20 protein-coding genes are annotated in these 20,944 nt (G+C 52.6%); 2 read left to right on the top strand and 18 right to left on the bottom strand.

Annotation, left to right across the window (positions count from 1 at the left end):
* Positions 1–7: 7 nt before the first annotated feature.
* The 3 genes from tyrR to ABGB15_RS10015 all read right to left on the bottom strand — a co-directional run bounded on the left by tyrR (position 8) and on the right by ABGB15_RS10015 (position 4,108).
* On the bottom strand, positions 8–1,549 hold the full coding sequence (tyrR, locus tag ABGB15_RS10025) for a transcriptional regulator TyrR (RefSeq protein WP_152081250.1): 1,542 nt from the start codon (positions 1,547–1,549) through the stop codon (positions 8–10).
* Between the two features lie 112 nt (positions 1,550–1,661).
* Positions 1,662–2,714, bottom strand: a complete 1,053-nt coding sequence (locus ABGB15_RS10020; RefSeq protein ID WP_369064173.1) for a TIGR01620 family protein — start codon at positions 2,712–2,714, stop codon at positions 1,662–1,664.
* Positions 2,711–4,108, bottom strand: coding sequence for a YcjX family protein (locus ABGB15_RS10015; RefSeq protein WP_152081252.1), 1,398 nt, complete (start codon positions 4,106–4,108; stop codon positions 2,711–2,713). The genes ABGB15_RS10020 and ABGB15_RS10015 overlap by 4 nt, the downstream gene beginning before the upstream one ends.
* Positions 4,109–4,263: 155 nt before the next feature.
* Here ABGB15_RS10015 and ABGB15_RS10010 point away from each other — a divergent pair, with 155 nt between their 5' ends.
* The gene (locus ABGB15_RS10010) at positions 4,264–5,274 is read left to right on the top strand and encodes a LacI family DNA-binding transcriptional regulator (protein ID WP_215722159.1); all 1,011 of its coding nucleotides are present in this window, start codon (positions 4,264–4,266) and stop codon (positions 5,272–5,274) included.
* A gap of 34 nt (positions 5,275–5,308) precedes the next feature.
* Here ABGB15_RS10010 and ABGB15_RS10005 read toward each other — a convergent pair whose 3' ends face one another.
* From ABGB15_RS10005 to pspA, 15 genes are all read right to left on the bottom strand, one after another.
* Positions 5,309–6,223: an OmpG family monomeric porin gene (locus ABGB15_RS10005; protein ID WP_215722160.1), complete on the bottom strand. Its 915-nt coding sequence runs from the start codon at positions 6,221–6,223 to the stop codon at positions 5,309–5,311.
* 67 nt (positions 6,224–6,290) lie between these two features.
* A complete protein-coding gene (locus tag ABGB15_RS10000) occupies positions 6,291–7,373 on the bottom strand; it encodes an ABC transporter ATP-binding protein (protein ID WP_215722161.1) in 1,083 nt (360 codons plus the stop codon).
* Positions 7,374–7,375: 2 nt separating this feature from the next.
* Entirely contained in the window at positions 7,376–8,053 is a 678-nt protein-coding gene (pgmB, locus tag ABGB15_RS09995) for a beta-phosphoglucomutase (protein WP_152081255.1), read from the bottom strand.
* Complete coding sequence (locus tag ABGB15_RS09990) at positions 8,043–10,322, bottom strand: glycoside hydrolase family 65 protein (RefSeq protein WP_215722162.1); 2,280 nt, start codon at positions 10,320–10,322, stop codon at positions 8,043–8,045. The genes pgmB and ABGB15_RS09990 overlap by 11 nt, the downstream gene beginning before the upstream one ends.
* Positions 10,316–11,374 carry a Gfo/Idh/MocA family protein gene (locus ABGB15_RS09985; protein WP_215722163.1) on the bottom strand — a complete coding sequence of 353 codons (1,059 nt, stop codon included), beginning with the start codon at positions 11,372–11,374 and terminating at the stop codon, positions 10,316–10,318. The genes ABGB15_RS09990 and ABGB15_RS09985 overlap by 7 nt, the downstream gene beginning before the upstream one ends.
* Before the next feature lie 11 nt (positions 11,375–11,385).
* Positions 11,386–12,174: a sugar phosphate isomerase/epimerase family protein gene (locus ABGB15_RS09980; protein ID WP_369064172.1), complete on the bottom strand. Its 789-nt coding sequence runs from the start codon at positions 12,172–12,174 to the stop codon at positions 11,386–11,388.
* Positions 12,175–12,191: 17 nt separating this feature from the next.
* Positions 12,192–13,244 carry a zinc-binding alcohol dehydrogenase gene (locus tag ABGB15_RS09975; RefSeq protein WP_215722165.1) on the bottom strand — a complete coding sequence of 351 codons (1,053 nt, stop codon included), beginning with the start codon at positions 13,242–13,244 and terminating at the stop codon, positions 12,192–12,194.
* A gap of 28 nt (positions 13,245–13,272) precedes the next feature.
* Entirely contained in the window at positions 13,273–14,115 is an 843-nt protein-coding gene (locus ABGB15_RS09970; RefSeq protein ID WP_369064171.1) for a carbohydrate ABC transporter permease, read from the bottom strand.
* A complete protein-coding gene (locus ABGB15_RS09965; RefSeq protein ID WP_152081261.1) occupies positions 14,102–14,983 on the bottom strand; it encodes a carbohydrate ABC transporter permease in 882 nt (293 codons plus the stop codon). Before ABGB15_RS09965 ends, ABGB15_RS09970 begins: the two co-directional genes overlap by 14 nt.
* Before the next feature lie 22 nt (positions 14,984–15,005).
* On the bottom strand, positions 15,006–16,298 hold the full coding sequence (locus ABGB15_RS09960) for an ABC transporter substrate-binding protein (protein ID WP_152081262.1): 1,293 nt from the start codon (positions 16,296–16,298) through the stop codon (positions 15,006–15,008).
* Positions 16,299–16,311: 13 nt separating this feature from the next.
* Complete coding sequence (locus ABGB15_RS09955) at positions 16,312–17,997, bottom strand: sugar phosphorylase (protein ID WP_215722166.1); 1,686 nt, start codon at positions 17,995–17,997, stop codon at positions 16,312–16,314.
* A 212-nt stretch (positions 17,998–18,209) separates the two neighbouring features.
* On the bottom strand, positions 18,210–18,428 hold the full coding sequence (gene pspD, locus ABGB15_RS09950; protein WP_152081264.1) for a phage shock protein PspD: 219 nt from the start codon (positions 18,426–18,428) through the stop codon (positions 18,210–18,212).
* A 12-nt stretch (positions 18,429–18,440) separates the two neighbouring features.
* Positions 18,441–18,800 (bottom strand): envelope stress response membrane protein PspC, encoded by a 360-nt coding sequence (pspC, locus tag ABGB15_RS09945; RefSeq protein ID WP_152081265.1) that lies wholly within the window; start codon positions 18,798–18,800, stop codon positions 18,441–18,443.
* The gene (pspB, locus tag ABGB15_RS09940) at positions 18,800–19,024 is read right to left on the bottom strand and encodes an envelope stress response membrane protein PspB (RefSeq protein WP_152081266.1); all 225 of its coding nucleotides are present in this window, start codon (positions 19,022–19,024) and stop codon (positions 18,800–18,802) included. Before pspB ends, pspC begins: the two co-directional genes overlap by 1 nt.
* Positions 19,025–19,078: 54 nt before the next feature.
* Positions 19,079–19,747, bottom strand: a complete 669-nt coding sequence (gene pspA, locus ABGB15_RS09935; RefSeq protein WP_152081267.1) for a phage shock protein PspA — start codon at positions 19,745–19,747, stop codon at positions 19,079–19,081.
* A 151-nt stretch (positions 19,748–19,898) separates the two neighbouring features.
* Here pspA and pspF point away from each other — a divergent pair, with 151 nt between their 5' ends.
* On the top strand, positions 19,899–20,891 hold the full coding sequence (gene pspF, locus ABGB15_RS09930; RefSeq protein WP_215722167.1) for a phage shock protein operon transcriptional activator: 993 nt from the start codon (positions 19,899–19,901) through the stop codon (positions 20,889–20,891).
* Positions 20,892–20,944 lie beyond the last annotated feature (53 nt).

Below are 20,944 nucleotides of genomic sequence, written 5' to 3'. Positions count from 1 at the left end.
CTTTTTTTTACTCATCACTTTTTTTCTGGTTCAGTCCATACTCGCGCAGCTTATTCGCAATTGCGGTATGCGATACGCCAAGACGCTTGGCCAGCTTACGGGTACTCGGATAGCTGCGATAAAGCTGTGTTAACACCGAGCGCTCGAATCGGCTGGTGATATCATCCAGCGAGCCTTCCATCGCCTCTTCGCCCACCGACACCGTGCCCGCATCGTAATCCGGCAACAGGATATCCTGCGGACGCAATTCGTACCCTTCAAGCTGCGTCAACGCGCGATAGACCGCATTTTTCAACTGGCGAATGTTGCCCGGCCAGGCGTAGCGCGTCAGCACCGTCCCCAAATCAGCGGAGAGTTTCGGACGCGGCACGCCCTGCTCGTCGGCGAAACGCGCCACAAACAGCTCCGTCAGCGGCATGATATCCTGAGGACAATCGCGCAGTGGCGGGATAGTAAGCGTCAGTACATTCAGACGATAATAGAGATCTTCGCGGAACACGCCTTTCTGAACCAGTTCAACCAGGTTTTTCTGAGTCGCGCAAATCACGCGCACATCAACATGCACCTCATGATCCTCCCCGACACGGCGAAACGTCCCGTCATTCAGGAAGCGCAGCAGTTTGGCCTGCATGCGAGGAGACATTTCACCGATCTCATCCAGCAGTACCGAGCCACCGTTCGCCTGTTCGAAGAACCCTTTTTTCCCTTCCGGCGCATGGCCGAACAGTTCGCTTTCCACGGCATCTTCAGGGATCGACGCACAGTTCAGCGCCAGATACGGTTTTGACGCACGCGGACTGGCCTGATGCACTGCATGAGCCAGTAAATCCTTACCGGTGCCGGTATCACCTGTAATCAGCAGCGGCGCGGTAAGATTCGCGAGTTTACGCGCCTGATCAACCACATGGCGCATCTTTGGACTCACCGCAATGATCTGGCTGAACGCTCCCACATCCTGGCTGGAGAGATTCTGCAGCTGACGTCCCATGCGAACGGTGGAGCGTAGCATAATCACCGCACCGGTCAGTACGCGGGTGTCGTTTTCTCCTTTCAGATACACCGGCGTAATCTCCATCAGGAAATTCTGCCCGTTTATCACGACATGCTCGCTGTGGGTGTTCTGCGGGTTACTGTCCAGCCAGCGCTGGAAATTAAAGCCGGAAATAAGCTGCGTGGCGTGGTGGTTGCTGAGCTTTTCCTGGCTCTGCGCGAACAGCTGGCAGCTCGCCAGATTGACACGCTCAACCTTACTTTTCAGATCGAGCGACAGGAACGGTTCCGGCATCGCTTCCAGCAATGCACTCAGCGCCAGGTGCTCACGCTCTGACGGCATCCAGGGGATCGTGCGGACATCCGTAACGCCAGCGATACGGCGGATTTCCGCCATCAGGCTACTGAAGGTGTTAAATTCAATTTCGGCAAAATTGAGGTAAATTCGCCCGACAGGGTCGATCTCAATGCCACGTAAATCAATGCTACGTAAAACAAGAAGATCGAGTAACTCACGGGTCAGACCGAGACGGTCTTCACAAAAGACTTCCAGACGCATGGGAAATTCACCGTTTAAGCCAATAACATTAAAATAATATGTCAGATCACGGTGATCGGGAAGATGGCTGTCAACAAATATTGACAGCCAGCACGATTAGTATACAAAACAGTCACTGGTCCGGTTTTTTATTGAGCGTCTCTTTAAGCTGCCCAATCAATTCACGACGAAAATCGCCCAGTCGCGGTTTATCGCCGTCAATCCACGGTAGCGGACGGCACACTTCCATCGCTTTAATGCCTAAGCGGGCGGTCAGCAGACCCGCACCTATCCCCTGCGCCGCACGCGCTGACAGGCGCGCGGCCAGGTCCTGCGACATCCAGTCCATTCCTACTTCGCGCACCAGCTCGCTGGCACCCGCAAAGGCGATATTCAGTAGGACCAGTTTGAACAGTCGCAGGCGGCTGTAGTAGCCAAGCTCAATGCCATAAAGCCTGGCGATACGATTAATCAGGCGCAGGTTACGCCAGGCGATAAACGCCATATCCACCAGCGCCAGCGGGCTGACGGCAATCATCAGCGTGGATTCAGCGGCTGACCGGCTGATCTCACGGCGCGCCTGAGCATCCAGTACCGGCTGCACCATGTGGGAATAGAGCGTAACCACTTCCCGATCGTTCTGGGTTTCATGGATGGCGGCATACCAGCGTTGAAGCGCCGGATGCGACTGGTCAATCCCTGCCTGACTCGCCAGTTTTTCACAGAATGCACGCCCTTTACCGGTTCCGTGGCTGTGTAATAAATCCCGCGCTTCGTCACGCTCGTGCGCACGCTGCCGCAAACGCCACAGGCGTCGCCACTCGGTCGCAACCGACCCGACACCCGCGCCAACAATCAATGCCCCGGCAGCGCAACCGCCCAGTGCAACCCAGTCCTGGGTTTGCCAGGCGTTGATTCCCCACTGCACACCCTGGCCGATGACGCTCACACCGAAAAGTGTCAGTCCGGCGGTGATCATTTTGCGCCACAGGCTGCGTTTCGGGCGCAATGCAGCGTCAACGACGGCTTCTGCTGGTCCTTCTTCAACAAATGGCTCTTCCGTGAGTGCTGGCGCAAAATTGTCTGCCTGCGTGCCGTTGAAGGTCTGCGCCGTTTTAAACGCCTCCGGCTGCGTTTGCTCAAGCGGCCCGGAAAAATCAATGCGCGGTTTTAACGGTTCCGTCATCGCAATTTATCTCCAATCAAAAATTCCAGCGCCGCATCCAGACGAATATGCGGCAATGGCTGGTCAACATTCATGGCCTGCGGGCGAAATGCTTCAAACTGGAAGCCCTGCCCCTGCCAGAAAGCCTGCCCAGGCAAACGGGCAGGCACTTCGCCGGGGTAGACGGTAAGCGGTTTACCATCACTGAGACGATTGCCACGCAGTGCCGGGATTTTCTCGCCGTTAACGTCAATCAGTCCGCTCTGGGTCGCCTGTACCGACGCCAGCCCCAGGCAATCCATGCTGATCCCTTCAAAAGCGGCGTTTTGCCAGGCATCCTGCACCAGTTGCTGCAGCAGTGACACCATATTGACATGCTGATCGACCGTAACATGATCGGCCTTGGTAGCCGCAAACAGCAGCTTGTCGATGACCGGAGAAAAAAGGCGACGGAACAGCGTGCGCTGCCCGTAGTGGAAACTTTGCATTAACTGCGTCAGTGCAAGACGCATATCGTTAAACGCCTGCGGCCCGCTGTTGAGCGGCTGCAGACAGTCCACCAGCACAATCTGGCGGTCAAAGCGTAAAAAGTGGTTCTTATAGAACCCCTTCACCACTTTTTCGCAGTAGTAGTGGTAACGCTCGCGGAGCATGCCGGCATTGGTATGTTTGCCTGCCTGGGCCAGCGTTGACTCCCCTGCGCCGTCTACATCCGGCCACGGGAAAAACTGAAGTGCAGGCGCTCCGGCCAGATCGCCCGGCAGGACAAAACGCCCCGGCTGAATGAAATGTAAACCTTCTTGCTTACACTGGTGCAGATACGCTGTCCAGGCTTCTGCAATTTGTGCCAGACGATTTTCATCTGCCGGAGCCAGAGGATCTAAATCCGCGCAAAGCTGTCGCCATTTCGCCGACCACTCCGCACGTTGTCCCTGTAACAGGCCCGTCATCTGCCGGGACCAGCTCAGATAATCCTGCGCCAGCATAGGCAAATCAAGTAGCCATTCGCCAGGGTAATCCACTATTTCAAGATAGAGCGTGGAGGTATCTTTAAAGTGGCGCATCAGTGATTCATTGGACCGATAACGCAGCGCAAGACGGATTTCGCTAACGCCTCGTGTCGGCGTTGGCCAGGCCGGTGGCTCACCGTACAGCTGCGCCAGACCTTCATCATAGGTAAACCGAGGAATACCAAAATCACGCTGTGGGACACGCTTAACGCCAAGCAGGCGCTCTTCCCGCACCGCGCTGAGCAACGGCAAACGTGCCCCCGAGTGCAGGTTCAATAGCTGGTTCACCATCGCCGTGATAAATGCCGTCTTACCGCTACGGCTTAGCCCGGTCACCGCGAGACGTAAATGGCGATCAACGCCACGGTTCACCAGAGAATTGAGTTCGTTTTTAAGTCGCTTCATCGCCGTCCTTCATTGCCTGGAAGCCTGGAATGACTTGCTTCAGAATACAATAAATTGGGGCAGATCGTTGATTATCAATTCATAATTATTGCTATTGCCGTTTTCTCTCCAGTAAGATGAACGCAATTGCTGTCTGTCAGGAGTGAGTAAGGTGTATGTCACCCACCATCTATGATATTGCGCGCGTTGCTGGCGTTTCGAAATCAACCGTGTCCAGAGTTCTGAATAAACAAACGAATATTTCTCCAGAAGCCCGCGAAAAAGTGCTGAAGGCGATTGAAGAATTAAATTATCAACCCAATAAACTTGCCCGCGCACTAACCTCTTCTGGCTTTGATGCCATTATGGTTATCTCGACCCGCTCAACAAAAACAACTGCCGGAAATCCCTTTTTCTCCGATGTTCTTCACGCCATTACCGCGAAAGCGGAACAGGAAGGTTTTGACGTTATTTTACAAACGTCAAAAAGCAGTGAAGACGATCTCCTGAAATGTGAAAACAAAATAAAACAGAAAATGATTAAAGGGATTATCATGCTAAGCTCACCAGCAAATGAGTCCTTTTTCTCAAGGCTGGATGCATATGGCGTCCCGGTTGTCGTTATTGGCAAAGTGGAGGGGGATTATCAGAACATCTACTCCGTCGATACCGATAATTTCCATGACAGCTTCACGCTGACGGACACATTTATCACACACGGTCGCCGTAAAATTGCCTGCCTGCATGCTCCCCTTAATTACCACGTGTCGATTGATCGTCTAGCAGGTTATAAGGCCAGCCTGGAAAAGCATAACATCGCGATTAACCCGGAGTGGATCATCGACGGCGGATATACTCACGAAAATGCTCTCACCGCGGCCTGCCAGTTGTTGTCGTCTGCCAACCCACCGGATGCGGTATTTGCTACGGACAGTATGAAACTGCTCGGACTCTATCGGGCCGCGGATGAGTTAAATCTGATGATCCCTGAACAGATTGCAGTTGCAGGATACAGCGATCCCATGCTGTCGCTGATCCTGACACCAACCCCTGGTGGTTTTGATATCCCGACACGTAAGCTAGGGGAAGAGAGTTGTGACCTGCTGTTCAAGCGCATCGCGGGAAAACCAGCGCCCCAGAGTGTACTGGTGGATACGCATTTTACGATTGCCGCCTCTCTTTGCTAAAACCAGGGGCCGATAGCCCCTGGTGGATTGCCCGTCAGAATGCGTAATTTACGCCAACCCCCGCATAATGGAAGCGATCGCTATCGCCTTCGTCATGGTTTTCCCATTCATAAGCGTATTCCAGCGTCATGGATAAACCATTGCTGAAATCATAGGCATACAGTAAACCCAGACGGTTAAAGTCATGCCCTTCGCGCTCAGGATCGTCCTGCCAGTCCCAGTTTGACCAGCGGTCAAGCCCCAGTCGGGTGTAAGGGGTAAGCGTGGTATTGCCTAACGCAATCGGCAGATAGGCACGAATTTCCTGCGTGGAAAACTCGCCATTATTACGCGAACTATCCATATTGAAACCACGCTCTAAATAATAGTTAACTTTAGCCGAGAAGGTTTCATTTATCGTCCAGGTAAAGCCAGTTTCCGTTTCGACACGGCTGTCAGAATAACCGGTTTTTTCCAGATCATTCGCAAACTGGTACATTGCAAACCAACCACCAAAACGCCAGTCATCGGTTAACTTAATATCCCAGTCTGGCTGAATTTTGTAGCGCTGCATATTCGCGCTGCCGTCTTTAGCACCGTGTTCATCTTTAAAGTGATAACCATAATTACGAAAACCACCGGTCAGACCAAACGTAAAGTCATCTGTGCCAATAAAGCGATAACGTAATTCAAACTCAGGGCGATCGAAATAGGTCCCGCGGGTCATACTGCTGTAATCAACAGGGCCTTCCTGATACATGGCCAGTGAAATTGTCCATGCATCCCAGGTAGCGTTAAACCACACGGAAGGTTCATATAATCCATCTTTATCGTCGCCCTGACCTTCGACGTTTTCAATTTCATACATGGCACCAATATTAAAATCCCAGTGTTTTGCCGTTTCTGTCGCCTGGGCGCAACTTACCCCTGCGCACATAACGAACGCAGCACTTCTTAGTAGAGTACTCATTAAGATATTCCTTTATAATTAAACAATAAAAAAACCGGAAATAATTATTTCCGGCAAACATCTTTTTTTATTTAATAGCAGCTTCAGTATCAGCATCGAAGAAATGGCATTTACTCATATCGAACTGAATGCCAATATTATCGCCTGCGGCATAATCATTCGCTGCAGCGGCACGAACAACCAGTTCATGCCCGCCGACGGTGGCATAAAGCATGAATTCAGCACCCGTTAACTCAGCAACACTGACCTTCGCGGCAATGCCCTTACCGTGTTGTGATTCCGTAAGAATATCTTCAGGTCTGATCCCAAATACGATCGCTTTACGCTGATATCCCCTGGCATTAAGCATTGCAAGGGTCGATTCCGGGATCTCAATGTGCAGCGTTTCCGTAACAAAATAACGGCCATCAATCGCGCCACGGATAAAGTTCATCGCAGGTGAACCAATAAAGCCCGCCACAAACATGTTCGCAGGCTCGTTGTAAACCTGTTTTGGCGCGCCCACCTGCTGAATGATGCCATCCTTGAGGATCACAATGCGGGTCGCCATGGTCATGGCTTCCGTCTGATCGTGAGTCACGTAGATCATGGTGGTATTCAGCTTCTGGTGCAGCTTGCTGATCTCCGCCCGCATCTGAACACGGAGCTTTGCGTCAAGGTTAGACAACGGTTCATCCATCAGGAATACACCGGCTTCACGCACGATCGCCCTGCCCAGCGCCACGCGCTGACGTTGACCACCGGACAACGCCCCTGGCTTACGCTTAAGATAGTCACGTAAACCCAGAATTTGCGCCGCCCAGGTCACACGCTCTTCGATCACCGCAGGCGCAATTTTTTGCATTTTCAGGCCGAACGCCATGTTGTCATAGACGGTCATGTGGGGATAAAGCGCGTAATTCTGGAAAACCATGGCGATATCACGCGACTTGGCGGGTACATCATTCATGCGCACGCCATCAATCACCAGTTCCCCGGCGCTGATCTCCTCCAGCCCGGCAATCATTCGCAGCGTTGTCGATTTGCCGCAACCTGACGGACCCACAAAGACAATAAACTCCTTGTCTTCGATTTCGAGGTTAAAATCCTTAACCACGTGAACCTGGTTATCATAGATTTTTTGAATATGTTTCAGTGAAAGTTGAGCCATTGTTAGTTCCTTTTCAATACGGTCCGGGATGTCCAGAAATCCGTCAGGCATTCCCAGGTCAGTTCCCGCGTTGAGTGAAGTTGTAGCCCCGCATGACCCAGACCAGGCCCTATCCCTACGGACAACATACCCGCAGCGTTGATAGCTTCGACACCCGCGGAAGCATCTTCAATGCCGATCGCCTCATCGGGACGGACATGCAGCCCCGCACAGGCGGCGAGAAAAATCTCCGGGTCCGGCTTTGAGCGGGCAATGCGGGAAGCGTCAGCGCAGAAATCAAAGGCCGCGTGAATGCCCAGCGCGTGCAGAATACGAGGCGCATTGAGGGAAACCGATGCTAAGCCAATTTTGACGTTCGCCCTGCGGATTTCCATGAGTACCTCACGAATTCCCGGCAGCAGTGATGCCTGCGTCAGCGATGCCAGCGACTGGACGTACAGTTCATTTTTTTTAACCGCGAGCGCCATACGTTGTTTATCGTCAAACGCCCCCTCTTTGCCCCCATGCCGCAAGATGCGCTGCAGGGAATCCATGCGGCTTATCCCTTTCAGTTGTTCGTTAAAGGCCTCGTCGAAGGTGATTCCAATTTCCATTGCCACTTCACGCCAGGCCAGAAAATGGAGGTGGGCAGTATCGGTAATTACCCCGTCAAGATCGAAAATCACAGCGTTAAGCGTCATGGCTCCCCTCCATGGTAGCGGTCCCATTATCGGATGTAAGAAAATCCTTGTAAGACCAGACGTGATGCCCGCAAGCACGAAGGGTTGTTCCCCACAGCGAAAACGAGACGGGGGCAGACGTTTCGACCGTCACTGCATCCTGTTCAAAGATGAAGCGCATCCGCGCGTTACGCCAGCGCAGCGGAAAAGCGAGTTTCTGCCAGTGTGCCGGGAGCTTGGGCGCAAGGTGCAGCTCCCCTTCCATAATCTGAATACCTGCAAAGCCCTGAATCACCCCGGACCAGATGGCACCCGTAGCAGCGGCGTGTATGCCGTCATCACTGCTGTGAGGATCGTCGCCTAAATCAATGGCAATGCCGTCTCGCCAGAAGGCATATGCCCTTTCGGTATCACCACCGCGTGCGGAAACAATCCCGTGAATGGCTTTGCTCAGTGACGAGTCATGGATCGTGCGCGGCTCGTAGAATGCCAGATTGGCCGCACACTGCTGAACGGTAAACCGCTCCGGCAACAGATAATTAAGCATTACCACATCCGCCTGCTTGAGGATCTGCATCTCGTTAACTTCTGCACGCGAATAATCAAGCAGGATGGTCTGCTTGCCCGCTTTCTCTTTATACCGGCTTAGATCGATTGCCGGTTTTGACAGGAAGGTGTCATCCTGCGGGATAACCCCATCGTCATTGGCTTCCGGCAGCCACAGGCGTTCAAGGAAACGCGCGGCGTTTTCCGTAAAGCGCCGATCCTGACGTTCAAACATCGCCATAAACCGCACTGCGCTGGCGACGTTGTGCCAGGCCAGATAGTTGGTATAGGCGTTGTTATTGACATGCTCCGTGTATTCATCCGGCCCGATGACGTCATGGATTTCCAGCCGCCCATTCGCTTCCGTGGCTCGCCCCATCCAGAACGCTGCGGTTTCCATCAGCAGCGTTAGCCCTTCATTGCGCATGAAGACATCATCATGAGTCGCCTGCCAGTAAGCGACAACGGCCCATGCGATATCCGCCACAATATGGTGTTCAGCCAGTGCGGACGCCACTTTCTGACGTATACCGGTTCGGATATTAATTGCCGCAAATTCCGGCGTCTCTTCCTGCCCACTCGCGGCACTTTCCCACGGGAAAAGCGCGCCGGGCCATCCATTGCGTCGGGCTTTCTCTCTTGCTCCACTCAGATTAAGCCAGCGGTAACGAAGAAGACTGCGGGCGATCTGTGGTCGGGTAAAAAGATGGAAAGGCAGAAGGAAAATTTCGGTATCCCAGAAGACATGCCCTTTATACCCTTCCCCCGTTAATCCTTTGGCGGCAATACTGCTTCGTTCGTCATGCGCAGGCGTCATGGCCGTTAAGTGCCAGACAGCATAATCCAGCGCGACCTGATCCTGAGGTTCCGAAGACATCACGTCGACCCGGCTGTCACGCCAGACACTCTCCCAGGCGCAGGAGGAGCTTTCCAGCAACGACGCATAGCCGCGTGCCGCGCAAACCTTTAATTCAGACAGCGCATTTCGGGCGAAGGAGTCTTGCGAAAGTGCCTTGTCACTGCGGTGCGTAAGCCACACCAGCTTGTCTAACGTGACGGTGTCACCCTGGGCGACATTGACAGAATGGTGCGACGTAACACGCCGGTTTTTAGCGGTGAAACAGCTATCAGCATCTGGCGATACGCTGCAGTACGCCGAAATCACAACATCTGAGGCACGATCCTGCGTTTCGTATATGCCCTGCATAAAATGCTGATCGAACACTCTGACCGAGATTTCATCCAGGTGCTGCCTGCCGCTGTTGGTTTGTGTCGCATCGATGCCGGTCTTCAATACAATCTGCGCAGGGCCGTCCACAGGTGTGATGGAGAACTGCATCGCCACTAATGGCAGTTGATCCAGCGAAACAAAACGGCGGCTCTCCAGACGGTAGCTTTTCCCCGTTGACGAACGCCAGAGTACGCTGCGACGCAGTTCTCCGTTGGAAAATGCCAGCTCACGTTGCCAGTTGAGGATCTCTCCTGCCAGCAGGGTAAAGTTTTCGCCATCCAGCTCAACATCAATGCCGATGATATCCGGCAGGTTGACCAGCTCATTGGTCTCGTTACGACCAGCCTGATGATAAAGCCCGGCAAGATACATTCCCCGCGTCTGGCGGGTATAATCTTCCTCGTGCGTGGCGCGAATCCCCATATAGCCATTACCACATGCCATAACAGAGGCGTATTTATTCAGGCTGTGAGGGCAGAAGGCGGGTTCAGTTAATACAGTCAGGTTCAGCATAACGTCACGCTCTCTCCTTTTTCCGCAGATTCATACAACGCAGCGACAATCTGCTGGATAACCAGCCCCTGCTCCGCGTCAGCGATCATCACCGGCTCTCCCAGAACGTGGCGGATGAACGCATCCATACTGCGTAAATGCCGCTGGTCATCGGCTTCCTCACGCTGCATCAGGGTCTGTAAAACACCCGCTTCATCGTGGTAAATATGCGCCGGGAACAAAGTCGCCCCGGCTTTTTCGCCACAAAATGCGACATTCATGATGGACTGCTCGCGGATATTGAGCGCGAACGAGGTATCCAGCCGCAGTATGCCGCCATTGCAAAACTCGATCGTACCGAACAGCGCGTCTTCCACGGTGAACTGAGAAGGGTCCCACTCACCGAACTGGCCGCTGCTTTTACTGTTGCCGAGCTTCTGGAAACTGTGCGCTGATACGCGCTTCACGGCAGGGAAACCCAGCACGTACATCGCGGCATCAAGCATATGAATGCCAATATCAATAAGCGGCCCGCCTCCCTGCAGCGTTTTATTGGTAAAAACACCCCATCCGGGTACACCACAGCGACGTAACGCCTGCGCTGTGGTGAAATAAATCTCGCCAAAGGTGCCATTCATGACGGCGTCGCGCAGCAGCTGGGTATCGAGCGCAAAGCGATGGTGAAAATCATAGGCCAGCACTTTTCCCGCTTTGCGGGCAGCAATTCGCATGCTATCGGCCTGTTCCGGCGTCATGGCCGGTGGTTTTTCACACATGACATGGCAACCGGCTTCCAGCGCCGCCATGACATGCTCAAAATGAAAACGGTTAGGCGAACAAACGCTCACCACATCAGGTTTGACCGCCTGCAGCATTTCGCCTGCATCCTGCCATGCCGAAGGAATGGCATGACGCTCCGCAAACGCCTGTGCCTGCTCAAGGCGGCTGTCCATAACAGCCACCATCTGAACATCACTGCGCGTGGCGTAATACGAGGCATGCACTTTGTCTGCTACCTGCCCGGCACCAATAATGGCGACGCGCAGAGGCAAAGTTGTTGAAGCACTCATCACGCTCGCCATCCTTAGCATTCACGTAAATACGTGAGAGAGTCCTGGTAGGCCTGTGCCGGATCTTCAGCGCGTACACGGCACTCATACACGACATAGCCCTGATAATTGTCGGCACGCAGCTGATCGAACAGCGCTGAAAAATCCAGGCTACCGCTTCCCGGCTGGTAACGGTGATTGTCAGCAATATGCACATGACCCAGCAGATCGCGGTTGCGATGCAGCGCCTCCGTCAGTGAGTCTTCTTCAATGTTCATATGATAAAAATCGCCGATAATCTGTACGTGCTTCAGCGCGTTTTCTTCGATATAACGACGCGCATCCGCCAGCGTATTGATCATATGATCCTGATAGCGGTTCAGCGGCTCAAGGTAAACGGTGGTCCCTGTACGTGCCGCCACCTCATCGAGCCAGCGTAACGAGGCGCTAACCGCTTTCCGGTCACTGTCCAGGCTGCGTGGTGACGTCATTGGCGGCAGACGGAAGGTGAACATCCCCCACGCGGCAGGCACGATAATGCCCTTCCCGCCCACGTCTGCCAGCGCTTCAAGAATGCGTTCGATCTGCTGTAAACCGTTCAGACGACGCTCTTCGATGAAGTCACCAATCCAGCCGTCGTAGCCTCCGCATGCGGTGGTAACGGGTAAACCGGTGGCTTTGATGGCCGCTTTCACCTCGTCCAGATTGTCTACCAGCAGCTTGCCGTCAATCTCATAGCCATCAAACCCCATGGCTTTGATGTACTGGAATTTTTCAAGGATCGTGGTTGGGAAAAAGGCCTGATTTTGCGTTGCGATTTTCATTGTTTGCTCTCCTTAGCTTAGAAAGTGACGCCCATTTTGATGCTCAGTTCCGGATGCTGATCAACATACTTCATGTAGCTCTCAGCACTGGCGCTAAACGTAACAACCGGGTCAATCAGATCGTCGCAGTTGAGATAACCGTTCATCAGCAATTCCCAGCAGGTCTCTTCGATACGCTTGCGGTTCCAGCGCGGGTAATCCGGGTTGGGCTCGCTGCCCGCACGGGAAAAGACAATCTTCGCGTTATTAAAATGCGCTTCACGCCCAAGATTGAAGCCCTCAGCAAAGGGTTTTGCGAAAGCAACATAGGAGATAGTGCCGCCGTAAGCGAGCCCGCGCAGCGCGGATTGCAGTGCATCAGCAAAACCACTGGTTTCGATGATGACGTCTGCGCCTTGCTTACCGGTCAGTTTTTTGATTTCCAGACCAACATCCGTACCGATCGGATTCAGGCAGTGATCTGCCCCATGGCGACGGGCAATATCACAGCGGTGTTCGATTGGATCGACGCCGATAACAATTGAAGCCCCGGCTTTTTTCGCCAGTTGAATCGCTATCTGGCCAATGGCACCCAGACCGACAACAACGACGAAATCCCCTACCCGCACGTTGGCATCGCGTACACCGCTCATGGCGAACTGTGCCGGATCGTAACAAACCGCGTTTTTCCAGGAAGCGCCCTGAGGCATTTTGCGCAGTTTGTAGTTGTCGACGGCATTCACGATGACGGTTTCCTGCAGCGGTGCGTAGCAGCAGACGCTGTCGCCCAGCTGGTATTCCGTCACATCAGCGCCACATTCGATGATGTCGCCAACGATCATATTCCCCAGCTGGAACTTGCCGAATTCAATACCACGAGCCGAGCCCTCTTCACGCGGAGTAAACATTTGCCATTCCGCATTGAACTCTTCATCGATAAACGGACTCGCCGCGCGAAAATCCACCACCTCAGTGCCGTGTTTTGGTGCGCCAAAGCGAGCGCGAATTTTAACTTCATGTCCTGCGACAGGACGATCTTCATATTCAACCAGCGCCGCCACACGAGGTGCTGTTGCAACTAACTTCTTCATGACTTACTCCTTGTTAAACCTGGCCGCCTCAGCCCTTAACGCCACCGGCGGTCAAACCACTTTTAATAAACCGTTCAGACAATGCGTACATGATGACCACCGGAAGCGCCGTCACCAGCGATGCCGCCATCATGCGACCCCAGATATAATCCGGCGTGCTAAAGAGCGTGTTCAGCCCCACTGGCAACGTAAAGTTGCTGGCGCTGGACAGGAAAATGGATGCGAAGAGATAGTCGTTCCACGCCACCATAAAGCAGTAGACAAACACCGACACGAGGCCCGAAATGGCCAGAGGCACGGTAATACGGAAGATGATTTGCAGGCGATTCAGGCCATCCATCATCGCGGCTTCTTCTATTTCGTCCGGGATGGTGTCGAAATAGCTGCGCAGCATAAACACCGCTGTCGGCAATGTCTGGCTCACCATGGTGATAATGAGCGCCAGTTCGGTATCATAAATGCCTAATGCGGTAATGATTTTGAACAGGGGCACGACCAGCAAAATCCCGGAGAACATGTAGACGGTGTAAAAGCTCGCATTGATCGTCGCGCGGCCTTTAAAACGCAGTTTGGATAATGCATACGCGCCAAGCGTGCCAAGGAACACCGCGATCACCGACGAGGTGAGCGACACCACCATGCTGTTCCGGAAGTAATCCACAAACGGGAAGATCAGCGGGTTAAAGATGTCGATGTAATGCTGCAGCGTCCACTCCTGCGGCAGAATGGTCGGGTGCAACGATATCGCCTCTTTTGCGCTCTTGAATGATGTCATCAGCATCACGAAGAACGGAAAAAGCGTGATAATCAGAAACACCGCCAGCCCCAGATAAAAACCAATACGGCCCAGTGCGCGTTTATTTGTTGCCATTGAGGTTTACCCTTTTTCTGGTCAGCAGAATCACAGCGAAGATGATCACAAACAGCACGACAGAGATAGCGGCTGCTTTACCCAGGTCATTGAATGCGAAAGCTGTCTTGTAGAGATAGACGCCCAAAATATCGACCTTGGTCGTCAGCAGATAGACATCTGCGAACATGTAGAACATCCAGATGGTTCTTAGCGTTATCACCGTTGCCAGCACCGGCATAATTGCGGGTAAGGTGACGATGCGAAAACGCTGCCAGGCGTTGGCCCCGTCCATTTCTGCTGCTTCGTACAACGATTTATCAATCGTCTGCAAAATGGCCAGGAAGGAGATAAACGCATACGGGAAGTAGCGCCAGATGGCAAACAGCACGACCAGAACAAAGCTACTGCCCGGATTGTCGAACCACAGCGGTGCGTGGTCATACAGGTGCAGCAGGTCGACGCCCAGATAGTTCACAATGCCGTAGCCGTTGTTGAACATATATTTCCAGGCAAACACCAGCGAAATCGACGGCGTGACGTAAGAGAGGATCACCAGCGAACGCGCTGTTTTCCGCAGACGAAACTCACGATTGAAGAAGATGGCGACCGCCAGCCCCAACCCGGTACTGCCAACCACGACCAGCGCCGTATACCAGAATGTCATCCATAAGGAGTGCCAGAATGCGGCATCCCCCAAAATACGGATGTAGTTATCCAGCCCGACAAAAACGGCGCTTATACGCGGATTCAGCGGTAAACGTAAAAAACTGATTTCAATGTTGGAAATCATTGGCCAGGCTACCAGGCCCCCCAGCAAAATCAGGCTGGGGGCCAACAGCAGCATGGCGAAAGGCATATCTGAACGACCAGAAAACAACGTCTTCATAATTCCCTTCCGCAGAGCGCTCCTATCGTTGTGAAATCAGATCGGTCAGCCGCTTCTGGCTGCTGCTTAACGTTGCACTGAGATCCTGCTGACCCACCGTGACGTTATGCACCATAGAACTGATAATGCCGGACCCGGTTACGTCGCCCATCCGGGTGAAGTTTTTGTCACCGACGGCACCAAAGACCTGCACGTTCGGGAACTGCGCGATCAGTTCATAAGGCAGTTGACCAAATGCCTGAATCACTTCGTTGTTCTTCCAGGTATCTGTACCGACCACCAGCTTGTTCACAGGCAACGCCGCGCCCGGCGACATCATTACCCAGTCAGATGCGTTCTGAGCCTGCTCCATCCAGGTTACAAATTTCTCCGCTGCTTTGGTTTCATCCTCGGTTTGACCTGTAGTAATCGTCAGGGACGTCACCATGCCATACACTGCAGAAGATTTTTCTGTCGGAACCACGAACCCAAGATTGGCAGGATCGCCCTCTTTGAATACGGCCGGTAAGATATAAGTGGAATAAACGGCCATCGGCGCAGAGCCATTCATAAAGGCGTCTTTGATCTCCATGACATCGTTCGACCCTGGCATGGTGGTTGCTGCCAGACCTTTATAAAACGCCAGGGCTTTTGACATTTCTGGCGTATCGATTTCGACATTGCCGTTCGCATCAAACACGTTTGCGCCACCCGAAAGGGCAAACTGTGAAAACGCCTGCTCAGTCATCACGCTTTCTGCGGTAGGCAGTGCGATGCCGTAATGCTTTTTAGCCGGATTATTGAGCGTCTGGCTGGCTTTCAGCAGTTGCTCCCAGTTATGTGGCTCCTGGATACCCGCTGCCGCGAGCACGTCTTTGTGATACCAGACGCCAGAAAGCCAGGCGCTTATCGGCACCCCTGTCCACGCTGCGCCGTCTTCAGTGCGTACGACACGCAAAATACCGTCGTAGAAGGTATCTTCACCCACGGCTTTAATGGCTTCGCCGATGGCATCGCGATCCAGAAGCTGCTCTTTATCCATCACTTTGGCGTAGTCATGGCTGATTTCGATGACTTCCGGCAGTGCGCCAGTGCGGGCCAGAGTAATGACTTTCGTGTTGTAAGCATCCTCTTCCACCGGAACTTGTTTCACCGTGATGGAAGGATTCTCTTTCTCAAATTTTTCAATGAGTTTTGTAATAACGGCCTGACGCTCCTGCTCCACCGACGAATGCATAAATTCAATGGTGACTGAAGAGGATTTATCGTCTTTGCAGCCTGATAACAGGGCGCACGAAACCAGTGCTGATATCAGCACAATCCTGGGCATTTTCATTTTGAAGGTCCTTTTAGTTTTCTTTAATCCACATTACCTGCCATGGATTAAGGTTCAGAGTCGTACCGTTTATATCGCGTCCGGAAATCACATCTCTGCCGGATTGAATATTGCCATCAACCGTCACGGAATCAGGGCTGAAATTAAACAGTGCAGTTATCCGCTCACCGTTATCCGCAATCCGGACTATTTTAAGAATATGTTCACCCACAGTCTCGAATAGCGCCTGGCTGTCTGGGTGGAAGGCTTTTTCATTACGTCTGGCCGCGATCAATGCGCTCAGGTTATGATATATTCTTTGCCGCAGGCTGTTATTATTGACGAGTTCATCATCAACCTGCCCCGCACTGTATTTCTTCCGGTTTATCGCCCGGTTATATCCCAGACGCTCTACGCCTTCATAATCATTACGCGATCCAAGAATACTCTGGATATAAATGGCGGGCACACCGGGGAAACTTAATAACACGGCATGAGCCAGAATGAAGCGGGCAATTCTGTCAGTATCTGAGCTATCCCGTGAGCTTAAGGCATCAAGATAGGTGACATTGATTTCATAAGGGCTGCGGGAGCCATCAGGGTTATTTTTCCAGTTAACCAGCGCCCCTTCCTGCTGAAGTTTTTCCACCAGCGAGAGAATTTCAGATTCCGGTAAAATGCCGCGTAATGGATTGAGGCCGATGCCGTCGTGCGAAGCCAGGAAGTTGAACCAGGTAGTCTTAGCCGAAGGCAGCGTTAACGAGGCTGCCCACTGACACAGTTGACGAACGTCCTGACGGTGAATGGCATGCAATACCAGCGGCGGCAAAGAGAACTGATACACCATCTGCGCTTCGTTTTCACCGTTGCCAAAGTAGGAGACGTTGTCTTTATGCGGAACATTGGTTTCCGTAATGATCACGGTTCCCGGCGCGACAGCGTCCGTAATCGCGCGGAAAAGCTGAATCAGGCGGTGAGTTTGTTCAAGGTGAATGCAGCTTGTTCCGGGAATCTTCCACATAAACCCAACGGCATCCAGACGAATGTAACTCGCCCCTTCCGCAAGGTAGTGAAGCAGTACCTCCACCATCGCAATAAGTACCTGCGGTGAAGCAAAGTTTAAATCCACCTGATCTTCGCTGAAGGTGGTCCACAGGTGGCGGACGCTTCCGTCATGCATTGTAAAAGGCGTCAGAAGTGGTAAAGCACGAGGGCGGGTTACTGCCGATAAATCAGTATCAGGATCGACTGAAATAAAGAAATCTTCATACCCTGGTTTTTGATTTAAATAATTCTGGAACCACTGACTTTTAGCCGACATATGGTTGCAGACAAAATCAAACATCAGGCTTGCTGACTGTTTTAATTCCGCGACATCTTGCCAGGTTCCGGTTTCCTGGGCGATCTCATGATAATCGATAACGGAGAAACCATCATCGGAAGACCACGGATAAAAGGGTAAAAGATGAACATGCGAAAAAGATTTTGAAAGCCATTTGTTATAAAATTGTGTAAAAACAGGGAGGGCTTTCTTCCCTTCTGCAGAAAATTGATCGGCATAAGTAATCAGGACAACATCTTTTTCATCCCAGCGTAACTTACGTTTTTCCTTAATAACCCTTCTGGCGCACTCTATTTTATCCAACAGATGTTCGAGGTGCGTTTCCGGGAATGATTGTTCATACACAAGATCTATTAAATGCTTAATTTTAGCGTTCACGTTATTTTCCGTGGTAGCGGTCCCATGAAGCGCAATCTACTCCCATGGAAAATATCTGTCAACGGACCAGGAGCCAGAAAACCGCGATTGGAAAGCAGCGCAAATCATTAATGTGAGCTGCCGCAAAGAAAGAATGAAAGGAAAGGGAAAATGCTAAGGAGATTCGCTCGCCCTCCTGCAACTGAGGAGTGGGCGAGCACGACGAGGGAGTATCAGAGGTAGCGACGTGAAAAACGCTTTGCCAGCTTGTGCAGCAGAGGTTCCAGCGCAACGGCCAGCAACATGCGTACCGGCTTACGGGCAACAGATTTTATCGCCCAGCCCGCCACACCTGCCGGGCCGTAGCGCAACGCCGTCAGCAGGACCAGTTTACCTGCGATTTTCAGGCCGGGTTTTACCTTCTGACCGGCCTGTTGCCAGTTTTGCTTCATGTCTATTCTCTCTTAAAGCTGACGAAAACGGCTTCTTAATGAAAAGGTATCGGACGTAACATAACGTTCCATTTCACGTAACCGCTTCTCACCTGCGGCCAGTTGTGCGTCTACCGCATTGAGGAGATCGCTGCTGGTTGGCGCGCCTTCAGCATCCAGCTCCCCTTCCGGCATCGGATCAAGCACAAACGACAGAATGATGTACGCCACCAGGGTGATAAAGGCCAGACCGAAGAAAATCGACAGTACGGTCACAACGCGTACCAGCTTGACCGGTACGTCCAGATAATGTGCCAGGCCAGCGCAGACGCCACGAACCATGCCTTGCTGTGGGATTCGCCACAATTTCTTATTCAGGTTCAGTCCAGACATTAACGATCCCTCCAGTTCGGGTGTTCCGCATCAAGGATGGCTTCCAGCGCCTGAATACGATCGCGCATTTTATTCGCCTCTTCGGTAAGCTGCGCCAGACGTTGCTGTTCACTTTGCGAAAGTTCACCGCGTGAAGAACGATTGCTGTAGTGCAGCCATAACCAGATCGGCAGAACGAACAGCACGAAAATGGTCAGGGGAATAGCCAGAAAAAGCGCGCTCATGTGTACTCCTTGTCTTACGATGCGTGGCGGCACACTCGGGTGCCGCATACATTATTATTGGTTATCTTGCTTCACTTTGGCTTTCAGCGCGGCCAGCTGCTCGCTGATTTCATCATCCGCTTTCAGGTCGGCGAACTGCTGATCCAGCGATTTTTGCTTACCGATGCTGTGGCTTTCCGCTTCTGCTTCCATCTGGTCGATACGGCGCTCAAAGGATTCAAAACGTGCCATCGCTTCATCCAGCTTGCCGCTGTCCAGCTGACGACGCACGTCGCGGGATGAGTTTGCCGCCTGGTGACGAAGTGCCAGAGCCTGCTGACGCGCGCGGGTTTCGCTGAGTTTATTTTCAAGCTCGCCGATCTCTTTCTTCATGCGAGACAGCGTGTCATCCACCAGCGTCACTTCATGCTCAAGCGTGTTCACCATATCCGCGAGTTTCTGTTTTTCAATCAGCGCGGCGCGGGCCAGATCGTCTTTATCTTTACGCAGCGCCAGCTCTGCTTTTTCCTGCCACTCGTTAAGCTGGGCGGTCGCCTGCTCAATACGACGCGTTAACTGTTTTTTCTCAGCCAGCGCGCGGGCGGAAGTTGAACGCACTTCAACCAGCGTATCTTCCATTTCCTGAATCATCAGACGCACCAGCTTCTGCGGATCTTCTGCTTTCTCCAGCAGCGAGTTGATGTTGGCGTTCACGATGTCGGCAAAACGAGAAAAAATACCCATAATTTAGTCCTCACATTTCTGTTATCGGGCGATGCCCTGCTGCAGAGATAATCCAATTTGCGTGCCAACTTTTTATCTTGTTGTTTTTCATAGTTATGGTTGATTTTCCATCACCGTCATTCTACTCTCACCTGGTGAATATCGCTAATGAGTGGTTAATTTCATCATGGCTGGATACAAAGATAATTTACTTGGCGAAGCCAACAGCTTTCTAGAAGTGCTGGAGCAGGTTTCCCGTCTCGCACCGCTCAATAAGCCGGTGTTGATCATCGGCGAGCGCGGGACGGGCAAGGAGTTGATTGCTAACCGCCTTCACTATTTGTCCGGCCGCTGGGATGGGCCGTTCATTTCACTGAACTGTGCGGCGTTAAACGAAAATTTACTCGATACCGAACTTTTCGGCCATGAGGCCGGGGCATTTACCGGCGCACAAAAACGCCATCCGGGCCGCTTTGAACGTGCCGATGGCGGCACGTTATTTCTGGATGAGCTGGCAACAGCCCCGATGCTGGTGCAGGAAAAACTGCTGCGGGTGATTGAATATGGCGAGCTGGAGCGCGTCGGCGGTAGCCAGCCGCTGCAGGTGAACGTGCGCCTGGTTTGCGCCACAAATGCCAACCTGCCAGAAAGGGTGGCGGAGGACAAGTTTCGCGCCGATTTGCTCGACCGGCTGGCGTTTGATGTCGTTCAGCTCCCGCCGCTGCGTGAACGCCGTAGCGACATCATGCTGCTGGCGGAGCAATTTGCCATCCAGATGTGCCGCGAGCTTGGCCTGCCCCTCTTTCCCGGATTCAGCGACTCTGCCACCGAAACTTTGCTCGGCTATCACTGGCCGGGGAATATTCGTGAGCTTAAAAACGTGGTGGAACGGTCGGTTTATCGTCATGGCAGCAGTGAAACCGAGCTGGACACCATTATTCTCGATCCTTTTCGCCGTGAAACGCATTCCGTACCGGTGCCGGAGACCGTTTCCGAATCCCCTTCTCTCCCGATCGATTTGCGCCAGTTCCAGCATGCACAGGAACAACAGTTGCTTGAGCGCAGCCTGAAGCAGGCAAAATATAATCAGAAGCAGGCGGCTGAACTGCTGGGCCTGACCTACCATCAATTAAGGGCATTGCTCAAAAAGCATCAAATGCGCTGACATTATCAGCACTTACCCGCAGACATTTTTACGAAGCAGGCGTAAGTGCGATA

Source organism: Enterobacter sp. MALB-1 (assembly GCF_041021625.1).
In the GTDB taxonomy this organism is placed as follows: domain Bacteria; phylum Pseudomonadota; class Gammaproteobacteria; order Enterobacterales; family Enterobacteriaceae; genus Enterobacter; species Enterobacter oligotrophicus.
This window is presented reverse-complemented; position numbering and strand designations above follow the sequence as displayed.

Bases quoted from the DNA above. Each gene is read 5' to 3' on its own strand.
- pspD (WP_152081264.1), bottom strand. From the start codon at position 18,428: ATGAAGCAAAACTGGCAACAGGCCGGTCAGAAGGTAAAACCCGGCCTG.
- pspA (WP_152081267.1), bottom strand. From the start codon at position 19,747: ATGGGTATTTTTTCTCGTTTTGCCGACATCGTGAACGCCAACATCAAC.
- pspB (WP_152081266.1), bottom strand. From the start codon at position 19,024: ATGAGCGCGCTTTTTCTGGCTATTCCCCTGACCATTTTCGTGCTGTTC.
- ABGB15_RS10005 (WP_215722160.1), bottom strand. From the start codon at position 6,223: ATGAGTACTCTACTAAGAAGTGCTGCGTTCGTTATGTGCGCAGGGGTA.
- ABGB15_RS10015 (WP_152081252.1), bottom strand. From the start codon at position 4,108: ATGAAGCGACTTAAAAACGAACTCAATTCTCTGGTGAACCGTGGCGTT.
- ABGB15_RS10010 (WP_215722159.1), top strand. From the start codon at position 4,264: ATGTCACCCACCATCTATGATATTGCGCGCGTTGCTGGCGTTTCGAAA.
- ABGB15_RS09990 (WP_215722162.1), bottom strand. From the start codon at position 10,322: ATGCTGAACCTGACTGTATTAACTGAACCCGCCTTCTGCCCTCACAGC.
- pgmB (WP_152081255.1), bottom strand. From the start codon at position 8,053: ATGACGCTTAACGCTGTGATTTTCGATCTTGACGGGGTAATTACCGAT.
- ABGB15_RS10000 (WP_215722161.1), bottom strand. From the start codon at position 7,373: ATGGCTCAACTTTCACTGAAACATATTCAAAAAATCTATGATAACCAG.
- pspC (WP_152081265.1), bottom strand. From the start codon at position 18,800: ATGTCTGGACTGAACCTGAATAAGAAATTGTGGCGAATCCCACAGCAA.
- ABGB15_RS09965 (WP_152081261.1), bottom strand. From the start codon at position 14,983: ATGAAGACGTTGTTTTCTGGTCGTTCAGATATGCCTTTCGCCATGCTG.
- ABGB15_RS09960 (WP_152081262.1), bottom strand. From the start codon at position 16,298: ATGAAAATGCCCAGGATTGTGCTGATATCAGCACTGGTTTCGTGCGCC.
- ABGB15_RS09975 (WP_215722165.1), bottom strand. From the start codon at position 13,244: ATGAAGAAGTTAGTTGCAACAGCACCTCGTGTGGCGGCGCTGGTTGAA.
- ABGB15_RS09970 (WP_369064171.1), bottom strand. From the start codon at position 14,115: ATGGCAACAAATAAACGCGCACTGGGCCGTATTGGTTTTTATCTGGGG.
- ABGB15_RS10020 (WP_369064173.1), bottom strand. From the start codon at position 2,714: ATGACGGAACCGTTAAAACCGCGCATTGATTTTTCCGGGCCGCTTGAG.
- tyrR (WP_152081250.1), bottom strand. From the start codon at position 1,549: ATGCGTCTGGAAGTCTTTTGTGAAGACCGTCTCGGTCTGACCCGTGAG.
- ABGB15_RS09980 (WP_369064172.1), bottom strand. From the start codon at position 12,174: ATGAAAATCGCAACGCAAAATCAGGCCTTTTTCCCAACCACGATCCTT.